This is a genomic window from Pseudomonas sp. D4-21 (assembly GCF_051132125.1).
In the GTDB taxonomy this organism is placed as follows: Bacteria; Pseudomonadota; Gammaproteobacteria; order Pseudomonadales; family Pseudomonadaceae; genus Aquipseudomonas.
Genome location: NZ_CP071664.1, coordinates 5,026,542 through 5,040,289, shown reverse-complemented (window position 1 = coordinate 5,040,289; position 13,748 = coordinate 5,026,542). Strand labels below are relative to the sequence as shown.

Genomic DNA, 13,748 nt, shown 5'->3' with positions numbered 1-13,748 from the left:
GCACGAAGTACGCTTATTGTTCCTCTTCTTCTTGATAGTCTACAGAAGGCGAGGCGGGCTCGGCTGCCTCGACGGCGGGTTCTTCGGCGCTCTGGTCGCTGTATTCGCTGCTCTCATAGCTGCTTACGTCGCTGCTGTCGTAATCCTGGAGGGCTCCGAAGATGCCGGCAAACGTGGCCATGAAAATCAACACGATCATCACCAGCCAGAGCGACGCAAGTACTTTGACTGCCGTGGTATTGCGTGGCGGAGGTGGGCCATATTGGTTTGCGCCGGTATTGCCCGGGGCGATGATGAGGATGAACGGGAAAATACTTCCCACGAAAGGCACGAGGTTGATCAGCCACAACCAACCTGACCAGCCGAGGTCATGCAGGCGCTGGACGTTGAACTGGATACTCACGAAGGCAAAAGCCAGCACAACCACGGCAGCGACCAGGCCGCCGACGATCAGCCCCGCTATCGAATCGGAAGCGAGGAGCCAGGTCGTGGCGAGCCAGAATCCCAGGCCGACCAGCGGCAGGACGGCCAGAGTCAAAACCATGGTCCATGCCAGGTAGCGCAGGCGCCCGATACGGCCTTCGAAACTGAAGGGCTTGAGCGTGCCGTACTCGGCGAATGCTTCACCTACCTGTGCCCGGGGAGGCGCGTAGGGAGAGACTGGGTCGATCACCGACTCGGGATGACGCGCACTCGACTGGGGCGATTCCTGCACTTCGCCAAGGTTCAGTTGGAGGGACGGTTCCGTTTCGATCCGTGCATCGATCCCGGTTTTATGGAGCGCTTCCAGATACTGCTGCGCTTCATTCTGGGAGAGGTTGTGCTTCAGGGACACTTTGCGACCGCTGAACAGACGTTCTATGGCACTGACATCGCTTTTGAACAGTTCGGCGAGATTGAGCTTGGCGGTAGTTGTATCGACGCCAGGCAGCAAAGCCCCGTCGAATACAATGTTGAAGCGGTTTTCGCTCATGCCTGGCATCCTTGTCTTTCCAAGTTGTATTTGTGGTTGGTTTCAGCGGGGCCATTGGCCGCCAAGCTGTGCCGCCCGCGCTTGCGCCTGGCGGTATTCTTCATCCAGGCGTGCGATCAGTTGGTCGACGCTTGGCAAATCATCGATCTCGCCCACGCCTTGACCTGCGGACCATACGGTTTTCCAGGCCTTGGCTTCATCATTGAGCGGTTTGAGTTTCGAATCGGAGCCCGACGCACCCTTGCCTTGCAGGGCGGCCAGGTCGAAGCCGGCACTTTCCAGGCTCTGGCGCATGAAACTGGCCGGCACTCCAGATACAGCGGGAGTATGCACGATGTCCGCGGCTTTGGATGTGAGCAACATCTCTTTATAAGCGTCGGACGCGTGACTTTCGATCGTGCCGATAAAGCGCGTTCCGAAGTAGGCCAGATCCGCGCCGAGCATTTGAGCCGCCAGGATCTGATGGCCGTGGTTCAAGCATCCTGCGAGTAGCAGGGTTTTATCAAAGAATTGCCGGATTTCCGCAACCAGTGCGAACGGGCTCCAGGTCCCGGCATGCCCACCCGCACCGGCCGCGACGGCAATCAGGCCGTCGACGCCTGCTTCGGCGGCTTTTTCGGCATGGCGGCGAGTCGTCACATCGTGGAAGACCAGTCCGCCATAGCCATGGACCGCATCGACCAGTTCTTTCACTGCGCCCAGGCTGGTGATGACGATCGGCACCTTGTGTTCGATGCAGATCGCCAGGTCGGCCTGAAGCCGTGGATTACTGTTATGAACGATCAGATTGACCGCGTAGGGGGCCGGTTTTTCCAGATTGGCCAAGCCCGCTTCGATTTCTTCCAACCACGCCTTGAAGCCGCTGCTCTCGCGTTGGTTCAAGGCCGGAAAGCTGCCGACTACACCGTTGCGACAGCAGGCCAGCACCAATTGGGGGTTGGAAATGAGAAACATGGGTGCTGCCACGACGGGTAGCCGCAGACGTTGTTCAAGCAAGGCGGGCAGTGACATTGGAGGTACCCCGGGTCAGTGTGCGTTTGAAATCAGAACGGCCGGACCACGACGAGAATTACGATAGCCAGCAATATCACGACCGGTATTTCATTGAACCAGCGATAAAAGACATGGCTGCGGGTGTTTTCGCCACGGGCGAAGCGCTTCACCTGGGCTCCACACATGTGGTGATAACCGATCAGTAATACCACCAGGGTAAGCTTGGCGTGCATCCAGCCGCCTTGAGTGAAGTAGGCGCCGGCGTTAAGGCTGAGCAGCCAGATGCCAAACACCAGGGTAGCGATCATCGCCGGACCCATGATGCCGCGATACAACTTGCGTTCCATGATGCTGAAGCGTTCCTTGCTGACGCTGTCTTCGCTTTGGGCGTGATAGACAAACAGGCGAGGCAGATAGAACAGGCCGGCAAACCAGCAGACCATGCTGACGATGTGAAGTGCTTTGAGCCACAGATAGAGCATTTTTGGTTATTCCCAGATTCACGGTAGGCCGATAGTAGAGGTTAGAGCGGCCACACGTCACCTTGGCGGTTGTCGCGGCGACGCGTGCCCCCTATCATCGACGGCTTTCCAGTGGGTTCGTTGAGGGCAGGTCTATGGTCAAGGTCGGTATTGTCGGCGGCACGGGTTACACCGGTGTCGAACTGCTGCGTCTGCTGGCACAGCATCCGCAGGTTGAGGTAGTGGTCATCACCTCCCGATCCGAGGCCGGCCTGGCCGTCGCCGACCTGTATCCGAACCTGCGTGGTCATTATGATGGCCTGGCATTCAGTGTTCCGGATATCAAGACCCTTGGCGCCTGCGATGTGGTGTTCTTCGCCACCCCCCACGGCGTGGCTCACGCGCTGGCAGGCGAATTGCTCGCCGCCGGAACCAAGGTCATCGATCTGTCAGCGGACTTTCGCCTGCAGGACGCCGACGAATGGGCCAAGTGGTACGGCCAGCCTCACGGCGCGCCGGAGCTGCTTGACGAGGCGGTCTATGGGCTGCCGGAAGTCAATCGGGAGAAAATCAGGCAGGCACGGCTGATCGCTGTCCCTGGTTGCTACCCGACTGCAACGCAACTGGGGTTCCTGCCGCTGCTGGAAGCCGGCCTTGCAGATACCTCGCGGCTGATTGCCGACTGCAAGTCCGGTGTCAGCGGTGCCGGGCGTGGCGCCAGTGTCGGTTCGCTGTATTCCGAAACGTCGGAAAGCATGAAGGCCTACGCGGTGAAGGGGCACCGCCACCTGCCGGAGATTCGCCAAGGGTTGCGCCGGGCAGCGGGCAAGGATGTCGGCCTGACCTTCGTGCCGCACCTGACACCGATGATACGTGGTATCCATTCCACCCTGTATGCGACCGTCGTCGACCGTTCGGTGGACCTGCAGGCGTTGTTTGAAAAGCGTTACGCCAATGAGCCGTTTGTCGACGTAATGCCCGCCGGCAGCCACCCGGAGACCCGCAGCGTGCGTGGTGCGAACGTTTGCCGGATTGCCGTGCATCGTCCGCAGGATGGCGACCTGGTAGTGGTATTGTCGGTCATCGACAACTTGGTCAAGGGTGCGTCCGGCCAGGCAGTGCAGAACCTGAACATCCTGTTCGGCCTGGATGAACGCCTGGGCCTGTCCCACGCAGGGATGTTGCCGTAACCGCAACTGCAAGCTTCACCGCGGCAGCTATAGGCTCGGGCTTGTAGCTGCCGTTGCTTTTCTAATAGTTGACCAATTTTGTAGGAGAAGCGGATAATGCCCGCCATCACGCATTATGGCGGCGTAAGCGCCGGGGGATATTCAGCATGAGCGTCGAAACCTTCACCCCCACGGCTTTGCAATTCACCCAAGGTGCCGCGCACAAGGTGAAGAGCCTGGTCGATGAAGAGGGCAATGATCGTTTGAAGCTGCGCGTATTTGTAACGGGCGGCGGTTGTTCAGGTTTCCAGTACGGCTTCACTTTTGATGAAGAAGTGGCTGAGGATGACACCATTGTCGAGCGCGAAGGCGTGAGCCTGGTGGTCGATCCGATGAGCTTCCAGTATCTGGCCGGGGCCGAGGTGGATTACCAGGAGGGCCTGGAAGGGTCGCGTTTCGTGATCAAGAATCCAAACGCTACCACTACTTGTGGCTGCGGCTCTTCATTCTCGATCTGATAGCTTCATAAAAAAACCGCGGGTGCCTTACGGCACTGCGGTTTTTTGTTGCCTGCAATTTTGACCTCAGGCCGGGTAGATAGCGCCGAGAACGCGCAGGCCGCGGGCGCCTGTGACGCTTGGGCGATTGCCTGGAATACCGCCAAGGCAGCAATGGGCAAGCCAGGCGAAGGCCATGGCTTCGACCCAATCCGGATCAACGCCGTAAACTGCAGTACTGTTGACGGTAGCATGCGGCAGCAAGTCAGCCAGGCGCTTCATGAGCGTGTGGTTGTGCGCGCCGCCGCCGCAGACCAACAACTCTTGGGTATTTGACTGGGCATGTTGCAGTGATTCAACAATCGTCAGGGCAGTGAGTTCGAGCAGCGTGGCCTGTACGTCTTGCGGGGCGATGCCTGGCAGCTGCGACAGATGCCGGGTCAGCCAAGGCAAGTTGAAGACTTCACGCCCAGTGCTTTTCGGCCCCTTGGTGACGAAGAACGGGTCGCTGAGCAGGGTCTTCAGCAGGACTGGTTCGACTTTCCCGCTGGCGGCCCATTGGCCATCGCGATCGAAGTGCTCGCCTCGTTGTTGAAGTATCCAGGCATCGAGCAATACGTTCCCCGGACCGCAGTCGAAACCGGCTACGGGTTTCGCGGGCTCTATCAGGCTGAGATTGCTGAAGCCGCCGACGTTCAGAACGGCGCGATTTCCGACTCGCTCTTCAAACAGCGCCTCGTGAAACGCAGGAACGAGTGGGGCGCCTTGTCCGCCAGCAGCCACATCACGGCTGCGGAAATCGCTAACGACGGTGATGCCGGTCAACTCAGTCAGCAATGCTGGATTGCCGATCTGCACGGTAAATCCACGGGCCGGCTCATGGCGAATGGTCTGGCCATGGCTGCCAATTGCCGTGATGTCCGCCGGCTTGAGTTTCTGTTCGTTGAGTAAGGCGTGTATGCCCTGTGCGGCCAGCTTTACCCAGTTTTGCTGGGCAATCGCCGAGCGAGCAATCTCGTCGGGCCCGCTGGTGCACAATTCGAGCAGCTCGGTGCGCAGGGCGGTGGGCATGGGGATGTAGTGGGTGGCGATCAATTTGATCGCCGGGTCCAGTTCGACCAGTGCGATATCCAAGCCATCCAGGCTGGTCCCGGACATCACACCGATATAAAGCGCCATGACTTAGCGCTTGCTCGAGGCTAGCATCGTGGCTTTCTCTTGATCCATGCGAGCCATCAAGGGTTGGCTCTGAGCCAGGAAGCGCGTGCGCTCGGCCTTGGCAATCGGATCGGCCATCGGCAATTTCTGGCCAAGCGGGTCGACGTGGACGCCGTTGACCTGGAACTCATAATGCAAGTGCGGGCCGGTGGACAGGCCGGTGGTACCAATATAGCCGATGACTTGGCCTTGCTTGACGGTGCCGCCCGTCTTCACGCCTTTGGCAAAGCCCTGCATGTGACCATACAGCGTGCGATAGGTATTGCCGTGCTGGATGATCACCGTATTGCCATACCCGCCGCGACGTCCGGCCAGCAGTACCTTGCCATCACCGGCAGCCTTGATTGGCGTACCGCGAGGAGCGGCGTAATCGACACCTTTGTGGGCGCGGATCTTGTTCAGGATCGGATGCTTGCGACCGGCGGAAAACTTCGAGCTGATGCGGGCGAAATCAACCGGTGTGCGGATGAATGCCTTGCGCATGCTGTTGCCGTCGGCGGTGTAGTAACTGCTATTGCCTTGTTTGTTGGTGTAGCGCACCGCGGTGTAGGTTTTTCCACGGTTGGTGAAGCGCGCGGAAAGAATCGGGCCGTTGCCGACGCTCTTCCCATTAACCATCTTCTGTTCATAGATGACGTCAAATTCGTCACCCCGGCGAATGTCCTGGGCAAAGTCGATGTCGTAGCCAAACACATTGGCCATGTCCATGGTCAGACTATGGGAAAGGCCGGCGCGCGCTGCCGACTGAGACAACGAACTGCTGATGACGCCATGAACGTAGGCTGAGCGAACGGTAGGTTTGGCGGTGACGCGGTTGAACACATAACCCTTGTCGTTCTTGGTCAGGGTGATGCTTTCCAGATCGCTCAGCTTGGTGTGCAGGTTGGTCAGTTGGCCTTCTGGATCGAGTTCGAATTCCAGCTTCTGGCCGCGTTGCAGTTGGGCGAATTGTTTGGCTTGCTTGTCGCTGGCCAGGATTTCATGGACGGCAGTCGGGGGCAGGCCGACCTTTTCAAAAAGGGTAGAGAGTGTGTCGCCTTTCGCAACGATCACTTCGCGATGGTCCGGTCCTTTCTGTTCTTCTGCGACAGGTGCTGCAGCCTGGGCAGTATCTTCCGGGCTGTTTTCAATCTGCGCAAAAGGAGAGGCGGCCGGTTCGTTTGTGGCCTGAACGGCTTCGGCGGCGTCTTGTTCTTGTGTCAGTTGTTCAGCAGGGCTTTCCAGTTCGAGACTCAAAGTCGTCTTTTTGGCTTCAACATCGCTGGAGGGAAACACCAGGAGCGCCAGGCTAAGGAGGGCTGCGATGCCACTTGCAGCAAGCAGGTGGGTCTTCGGGTAAAGCGGCGGCGCTTTAGACGGTTCTGAGGTCATAAGTAATTTTGACTTTTAAAAAATGAATTGGAAAAGATGAATGACATGATGAAGATGAAATAACTGTATAAAATATAACCAAAACCCCTGCGAAGCAAGCCCGCGAGCCTTCTGTTCTGTTGGATGGGCTTCCTCATGCCCGGCAAACCTTGTATTTGGTGCGCGATCTTGTATGGTTGGGGCCCTTTGAATCTGAGCCTTACGGGTCTGTTATGAAGTCGGTTGAAGAGCAGCTAGCGCTGATCAAACGTGGTGCGGAAGAACTGTTGGTCGAGTCCGAGCTGATCGAAAAGCTCAAGCGCGGGCAGCCGCTGCGCATCAAGGCTGGTTTCGATCCGACGGCGCCTGACCTGCACCTTGGCCATACCGTGCTTATCAATAAGCTGCGCCAGTTCCAGGACCTTGGGCACCAGGTCATCTTTCTTATAGGTGACTTCACCGGGATGATCGGTGATCCGAGCGGGAAGAGCGCGACACGCCCACCGTTGACCCGTGAGCAGGTTCTCGACAACGCGGAAACCTACAAGACTCAGGTTTTCAAGATTCTTGACCCCGCCAAGACTGAAGTGGCTTTCAACTCTACTTGGATGGATCAGATGGGGCCGGCTGATTTCATTCGCCTGACTTCCCAATACACTGTCGCTCGCATGCTCGAGCGTGATGATTTCGACAAGCGCTACACAACCAACCAGCCAATCGCCATTCATGAGTTTCTCTACCCGCTCGTACAGGGTTACGACTCGGTCGCGTTGCGCGCGGACGTTGAGCTTGGCGGAACCGACCAGAAGTTCAATCTGCTGATGGGGCGTGAGCTGCAGCGCGGTTATGGCCAAGAGGCTCAGTGCATCCTGACCATGCCTTTGCTGGAAGGGCTCGATGGCGTGAAGAAGATGTCCAAGTCCCTGGGCAACTACGTCGGCATCCAGGAAGCGCCAGGCGTCATGTATGGCAAATTGGTCTCTATTCCTGATGTTCTGATGTGGCGTTATTTCGAGCTGTTGAGTTTCCGGTCCATGGACGAGATCAATGGGTTCCGTGCGGATGTGGAGGCTGGGGCGAATCCGCGTGACATCAAGATCAAGTTGGCCGAGGAAATCGTTGCGCGTTTCCATGGTGAGGAGGCTGCGGCCAATGCTCATCGTGCAGCAGGTAATCGCATGAAAGATGGTGAGTTGCCGGATGATTTGCCTGAGGTCGAGTTGATCGCCGCTGAGGATATGCCGATCGCTGCGGTGCTTAATAAGGCAGGTTTGGTCAAGAATGCCGCAATGGCGCGGGACCTCCTGGGTTCGGGAGGTGTGCGTATAGATGGTGAGGTGGTGGATCGCACCTACATATATAAGCTGGGTTCTACCCATGTGTGCCAGGCCGGCAAGAAGGCTTTCGCACGTATTACGCTGAAATCTACGTAAAGCTGAAAATAACGGTTGACGGCAAATTCTGGATGTCTATAATTCGCCCCACTTCCGGCGCAGTCGAAACGGAAAACTCCTTGAGTTTCAATGAGTTAGCCAGGTTTCGGTAAGTGCTTCGCTTCAGTTCATCGAAGCACGGAAGGAGTGGGTAGGCCGGTTTGTTGGGCGCTATCGACGGTTCGATCTTCTCGGTCGAAAGCGGTAAAAAAGAGGTGTTGACAGCAGCGAGTAACGCTGTAGAATTCGCCTCCCGCTAACGAGAGATCGAAAGCGCAAGTGGTTGAAGTTGTTAAGGATTTCCAAGCGAAACTTTGAAAACTTCTTAAAATAACCGCTTGACAGATACACGGGGCGCTGTAGAATGCGCGCCTCGGTTGAGACGAAAGGCTCAACCCACCGCTCTTTAACAACTGAATCAAGCAATTCGTGTGGGTGCTTGTGGAGTCAGACTGCTAGTCAACAGATTATCAGCATCACAAGTTACTCCGCGAGAAATCAAAGATGTAACCAACGATTGCTGAGCCAAGTTTAGGGTTTTCTCAAAACCCAAAGATGTTTGAACTGAAGAGTTTGATCATGGCTCAGATTGAACGCTGGCGGCAGGCCTAACACATGCAAGTCGAGCGGCAGCACGGGTACTTGTACCTGGTGGCGAGCGGCGGACGGGTGAGTAATGCCTAGGAATCTGCCTGGTAGTGGGGGATAACGCTCGGAAACGGACGCTAATACCGCATACGTCCTACGGGAGAAAGCAGGGGACCTTCGGGCCTTGCGCTATCAGATGAGCCTAGGTCGGATTAGCTAGTTGGTGAGGTAATGGCTCACCAAGGCGACGATCCGTAACTGGTCTGAGAGGATGATCAGTCACACTGGAACTGAGACACGGTCCAGACTCCTACGGGAGGCAGCAGTGGGGAATATTGGACAATGGGCGAAAGCCTGATCCAGCCATGCCGCGTGTGTGAAGAAGGTCTTCGGATTGTAAAGCACTTTAAGTTGGGAGGAAGGGCATTAACCTAATACGTTAGTGTTTTGACGTTACCGACAGAATAAGCACCGGCTAACTCTGTGCCAGCAGCCGCGGTAATACAGAGGGTGCAAGCGTTAATCGGAATTACTGGGCGTAAAGCGCGCGTAGGTGGTTCGTTAAGTTGGATGTGAAATCCCCGGGCTCAACCTGGGAACTGCATTCAAAACTGTCGAGCTAGAGTATGGTAGAGGGTGGTGGAATTTCCTGTGTAGCGGTGAAATGCGTAGATATAGGAAGGAACACCAGTGGCGAAGGCGACCACCTGGACTGATACTGACACTGAGGTGCGAAAGCGTGGGGAGCAAACAGGATTAGATACCCTGGTAGTCCACGCCGTAAACGATGTCAACTAGCCGTTGGGAGCCTTGAGCTCTTAGTGGCGCAGCTAACGCATTAAGTTGACCGCCTGGGGAGTACGGCCGCAAGGTTAAAACTCAAATGAATTGACGGGGGCCCGCACAAGCGGTGGAGCATGTGGTTTAATTCGAAGCAACGCGAAGAACCTTACCAGGCCTTGACATCCAATGAACTTTCCAGAGATGGATTGGTGCCTTCGGGAGCATTGAGACAGGTGCTGCATGGCTGTCGTCAGCTCGTGTCGTGAGATGTTGGGTTAAGTCCCGTAACGAGCGCAACCCTTGTCCTTAGTTACCAGCACGTTATGGTGGGCACTCTAAGGAGACTGCCGGTGACAAACCGGAGGAAGGTGGGGATGACGTCAAGTCATCATGGCCCTTACGGCCTGGGCTACACACGTGCTACAATGGTCGGTACAGAGGGTTGCCAAGCCGCGAGGTGGAGCTAATCCCACAAAACCGATCGTAGTCCGGATCGCAGTCTGCAACTCGACTGCGTGAAGTCGGAATCGCTAGTAATCGCGAATCAGAATGTCGCGGTGAATACGTTCCCGGGCCTTGTACACACCGCCCGTCACACCATGGGAGTGGGTTGCACCAGAAGTAGCTAGTCTAACCTTCGGGGGGACGGTTACCACGGTGTGATTCATGACTGGGGTGAAGTCGTAACAAGGTAGCCGTAGGGGAACCTGCGGCTGGATCACCTCCTTAATCGACGACAGCAGCGGCTCCATGAGCTCCCACACGAATTGCTTGATTCATTGAAGAAGACGATAGAAGCAGCTTTAAGCTCCAAGCTGATAGCTCACAGCTAACAGTTACAAGCTCGAAATTGGGTCTGTAGCTCAGTTGGTTAGAGCGCACCCCTGATAAGGGTGAGGTCGGCAGTTCGAATCTGCCCAGACCCACCAATTTTGTTATGGGGCCATAGCTCAGCTGGGAGAGCGCCTGCCTTGCACGCAGGAGGTCAGCGGTTCGATCCCGCTTGGCTCCACCATAAACTGCTTCTGAAAGCTTAGAAATGAGCATTCCATCCGCTGGATGATGAATGTTGATTTCTAGTCTTTTGATTAGATCGTTCTTTAAAAATTTGGGTATGTGATAGAAAGATAGACTGAACGTTACTTTCACTGGTAACGGATCAGGCTAAGGTAAAATTTGTGAGTGGCTCTTAGAGCCAGATCGAATTTTCGGCGAATGTCGTCTTCACAGTATAACCAGATTGCTTGGGGTTATTTGGTCAAGTGAAGAAGCGCATACGGTGGATGCCTTGGCAGTCAGAGGCGATGAAAGACGTGGTAGCCTGCGAAAAGCTTCGGGGAGTCGGCAAACAGACTGTGATCCGGAGATGTCTGAATGGGGGAACCCAGCCATCATAAGATGGTTATCTTGTACTGAATACATAGGTGCAAGAAGCGAACCAGGGGAACTGAAACATCTAAGTACCCTGAGGAAAAGAAATCAACCGAGATTCCCTTAGTAGTGGCGAGCGAACGGGGACTAGCCCTTAAGCTTCTTTGATTTTAGCGGAACGCTCTGGAAAGTGCGGCCATAGTGGGTGATAGCCCTGTACGCGAAAGGATCTTAGAAGTGAAATCGAGTAGGACGGAGCACGAGAAACTTTGTCTGAATATGGGGGGACCATCCTCCAAGGCTAAATACTACTGACTGACCGATAGTGAACTAGTACCGTGAGGGAAAGGCGAAAAGAACCCCGGAGAGGGGAGTGAAATAGATCCTGAAACCGTATGCGTACAAGCAGTGGGAGCCCACTTTGTTGGGTGACTGCGTACCTTTTGTATAATGGGTCAGCGACTTATTTTCAGTGGCGAGCTTAACCGAATAGGGGAGGCGTAGCGAAAGCGAGTCTTAATAGGGCGTCTAGTCGCTGGGAATAGACCCGAAACCGGGCGATCTATCCATGGGCAGGTTGAAGGTTAGGTAACACTGACTGGAGGACCGAACCGACTACCGTTGAAAAGTTAGCGGATGACCTGTGGATCGGAGTGAAAGGCTAATCAAGCTCGGAGATAGCTGGTTCTCCTCGAAAGCTATTTAGGTAGCGCCTCATGTATCACTGTAGGGGGTAGAGCACTGTTTCGGCTAGGGGGTCATCCCGACTTACCAAACCGATGCAAACTCCGAATACCTACAAGTGCCGAGCATGGGAGACACACGGCGGGTGCTAACGTCCGTCGTGAAAAGGGAAACAACCCAGACCGTCAGCTAAGGTCCCAAAGTTATGGTTAAGTGGGAAACGATGTGGGAAGGCTTAGACAGCTAGGAGGTTGGCTTAGAAGCAGCCACCCTTTAAAGAAAGCGTAATAGCTCACTAGTCGAGTCGGCCTGCGCGGAAGATGTAACGGGGCTCAAACCATACACCGAAGCTACGGGTATCACGTAAGTGATGCGGTAGAGGAGCGTTCTGTAAGCCTGTGAAGGTGAGTTGAGAAGCTTGCTGGAGGTATCAGAAGTGCGAATGCTGACATGAGTAACGACAATGGGTGTGAAAAACACCCACGCCGAAAGACCAAGGTTTCCTGCGCAACGTTAATCGACGCAGGGTTAGTCGGTCCCTAAGGCGAGGCTGAAAAGCGTAGTCGATGGAAAACAGGTTAATATTCCTGTACTTCTGGTTATTGCGATGGAGGGACGGAGAAGGCTAGGCCAGCTTGGCGTTGGTTGTCCAAGTTTAAGGTGGTAGGCTGAGATCTTAGGTAAATCCGGGATCTTAAGGCCGAGAGCTGATGACGAGTTACCCTTTGGGTGACGAAGTGGTTGATGCCATGCTTCCAAGAAAAGCTTCTAAGCTTCAGGTAACCAGGAACCGTACCCCAAACCGACACAGGTGGTTGGGTAGAGAATACCAAGGCGCTTGAGAGAACTCGGGTGAAGGAACTAGGCAAAATGGCACCGTAACTTCGGGAGAAGGTGCGCCGGTGAGGGTGAAGCACTTGCTGCGTAAGCCCACGCCGGTCGAAGATACCAGGCCGCTGCGACTGTTTATTAAAAACACAGCACTCTGCAAACACGAAAGTGGACGTATAGGGTGTGACGCCTGCCCGGTGCCGGAAGGTTAATTGATGGGGTTAGCTAACGCGAAGCTCTTGATCGAAGCCCCGGTAAACGGCGGCCGTAACTATAACGGTCCTAAGGTAGCGAAATTCCTTGTCGGGTAAGTTCCGACCTGCACGAATGGCGTAACGATGGCGGCGCTGTCTCCACCCGAGACTCAGTGAAATTGAAATCGCTGTGAAGATGCAGTGTATCCGCGGCTAGACGGAAAGACCCCGTGAACCTTTACTATAGCTTTGCACTGGACTTTGAATTTGCTTGTGTAGGATAGGTGGGAGGCTTTGAAGCGTGGACGCCAGTCTGCGTGGAGCCATCCTTGAAATACCACCCTGGCAACTTTGAGGTTCTAACTCAGGTCCGTTATCCGGATCGAGGACAGTGTATGGTGGGTAGTTTGACTGGGGCGGTCTCCTCCTAAAGAGTAACGGAGGAGTACGAAGGTGCGCTCAGACCGGTCGGAAATCGGTCGTAGAGTATAAAGGCAAAAGCGCGCTTGACTGCGAGACAGACACGTCGAGCAGGTACGAAAGTAGGTCTTAGTGATCCGGTGGTTCTGTATGGAAGGGCCATCGCTCAACGGATAAAAGGTACTCCGGGGATAACAGGCTGATACCGCCCAAGAGTTCATATCGACGGCGGTGTTTGGCACCTCGATGTCGGCTCATCACATCCTGGGGCTGAAGCCGGTCCCAAGGGTATGGCTGTTCGCCATTTAAAGTGGTACGCGAGCTGGGTTTAGAACGTCGTGAGACAGTTCGGTCCCTATCTGCCGTGGACGTTTGAGATTTGAGAGGGGCTGCTCCTAGTACGAGAGGACCGGAGTGGACGAACCTCTGGTGTTCCGGTTGTCACGCCAGTGGCATTGCCGGGTAGCTATGTTCGGAAAAGATAACCGCTGAAAGCATCTAAGCGGGAAACTTGCCTCAAGATGAGATCTCACTGGAGCCTTGAGCTCCCTGAAGGGCCGTCGAAGACTACGACGTTGATAGGCAGGGTGTGTAAGCGCTGTGAGGCGTTGAGCTAACCTGTACTAATTGCCCGTGAGGCTTGACCATATAACACCCAAGCAATTTGTAGACTCGAAAGAGGCCAGATTGCGGTGTTGTGAAGACGAAACGAACCGAAAGTTCGAGATGCTCACAAGCAACACGCTATCACATACCCATTCGCTGGAACGTGACCGCAAGGCA

8 protein-coding genes, 2 tRNA genes and 2 rRNA genes are annotated in these 13,748 nt (G+C 55.3%); 7 read left to right on the top strand and 5 right to left on the bottom strand.

Annotated elements, in window-relative coordinates; all coding sequences use genetic code 11:
- Window positions 1–13: 13 nt before the first annotated feature.
- From J3Q04_RS22815 to hemJ, 3 genes are read right to left on the bottom strand one after another with little or no spacing between them, the layout of a single operon-like run.
- Window positions 14–973: a DUF805 domain-containing protein gene (locus J3Q04_RS22815; protein WP_420764849.1), complete on the bottom strand. Its 960-nt coding sequence runs from the start codon at window positions 971–973 to the stop codon at window positions 14–16.
- Window positions 974–1,015: 42 nt separating this feature from the next.
- Entirely contained in the window at window positions 1,016–1,984 is a 969-nt protein-coding gene (locus J3Q04_RS22810) for an NAD(P)H-dependent flavin oxidoreductase (protein ID WP_434609237.1), read from the bottom strand.
- 32 nt (window positions 1,985–2,016) lie between these two features.
- On the bottom strand, window positions 2,017–2,448 hold the full coding sequence (gene hemJ / locus J3Q04_RS22805; RefSeq protein ID WP_434562028.1) for a protoporphyrinogen oxidase HemJ: 432 nt from the start codon (window positions 2,446–2,448) through the stop codon (window positions 2,017–2,019).
- A gap of 134 nt (window positions 2,449–2,582) precedes the next feature.
- Here hemJ and argC point away from each other — a divergent pair, with 134 nt between their 5' ends.
- Complete coding sequence (argC, locus tag J3Q04_RS22800) at window positions 2,583–3,617, top strand: N-acetyl-gamma-glutamyl-phosphate reductase (protein ID WP_420764846.1); 1,035 nt, start codon at window positions 2,583–2,585, stop codon at window positions 3,615–3,617.
- Window positions 3,618–3,763: 146 nt separating this feature from the next.
- Entirely contained in the window at window positions 3,764–4,114 is a 351-nt protein-coding gene (erpA, locus tag J3Q04_RS22795; RefSeq protein ID WP_420764845.1) for an iron-sulfur cluster insertion protein ErpA, read from the top strand.
- 66 nt (window positions 4,115–4,180) lie between these two features.
- Here erpA and J3Q04_RS22790 read toward each other — a convergent pair whose 3' ends face one another.
- Together J3Q04_RS22790 and J3Q04_RS22785 are read right to left on the bottom strand one after the other, a co-directional pair.
- Complete coding sequence (locus J3Q04_RS22790; protein WP_434609240.1) at window positions 4,181–5,272, bottom strand: anhydro-N-acetylmuramic acid kinase; 1,092 nt, start codon at window positions 5,270–5,272, stop codon at window positions 4,181–4,183.
- Window positions 5,273–5,275: 3 nt separating this feature from the next.
- Window positions 5,276–6,682, bottom strand: a complete 1,407-nt coding sequence (locus J3Q04_RS22785; protein ID WP_434609242.1) for a peptidoglycan DD-metalloendopeptidase family protein — start codon at window positions 6,680–6,682, stop codon at window positions 5,276–5,278.
- Window positions 6,683–6,894: 212 nt separating this feature from the next.
- On the opposite strand from J3Q04_RS22785, the gene tyrS reads away from it, so the two are divergent.
- The 5 genes from tyrS (at window position 6,895) to J3Q04_RS22760 (ending at window position 13,613) form a co-directional block, all read left to right on the top strand.
- Window positions 6,895–8,094: a tyrosine--tRNA ligase gene (tyrS, locus tag J3Q04_RS22780; RefSeq protein ID WP_434609244.1), complete on the top strand. Its 1,200-nt coding sequence runs from the start codon at window positions 6,895–6,897 to the stop codon at window positions 8,092–8,094.
- A gap of 561 nt (window positions 8,095–8,655) precedes the next feature.
- Window positions 8,656–10,194: ribosomal RNA gene (locus J3Q04_RS22775) — 16S ribosomal RNA — on the top strand.
- Window positions 10,195–10,317: 123 nt separating this feature from the next.
- A tRNA-Ile gene (locus tag J3Q04_RS22770) sits at window positions 10,318–10,394 on the top strand.
- A gap of 10 nt (window positions 10,395–10,404) precedes the next feature.
- A tRNA-Ala gene (locus J3Q04_RS22765) sits at window positions 10,405–10,480 on the top strand.
- A gap of 241 nt (window positions 10,481–10,721) precedes the next feature.
- A 23S ribosomal RNA gene (locus tag J3Q04_RS22760) occupies window positions 10,722–13,613 on the top strand.
- Together the 16S and 23S rRNA genes with 2 tRNA genes alongside form the textbook arrangement of a ribosomal RNA operon.
- Window positions 13,614–13,748: the final 135 nt, after the last annotated feature.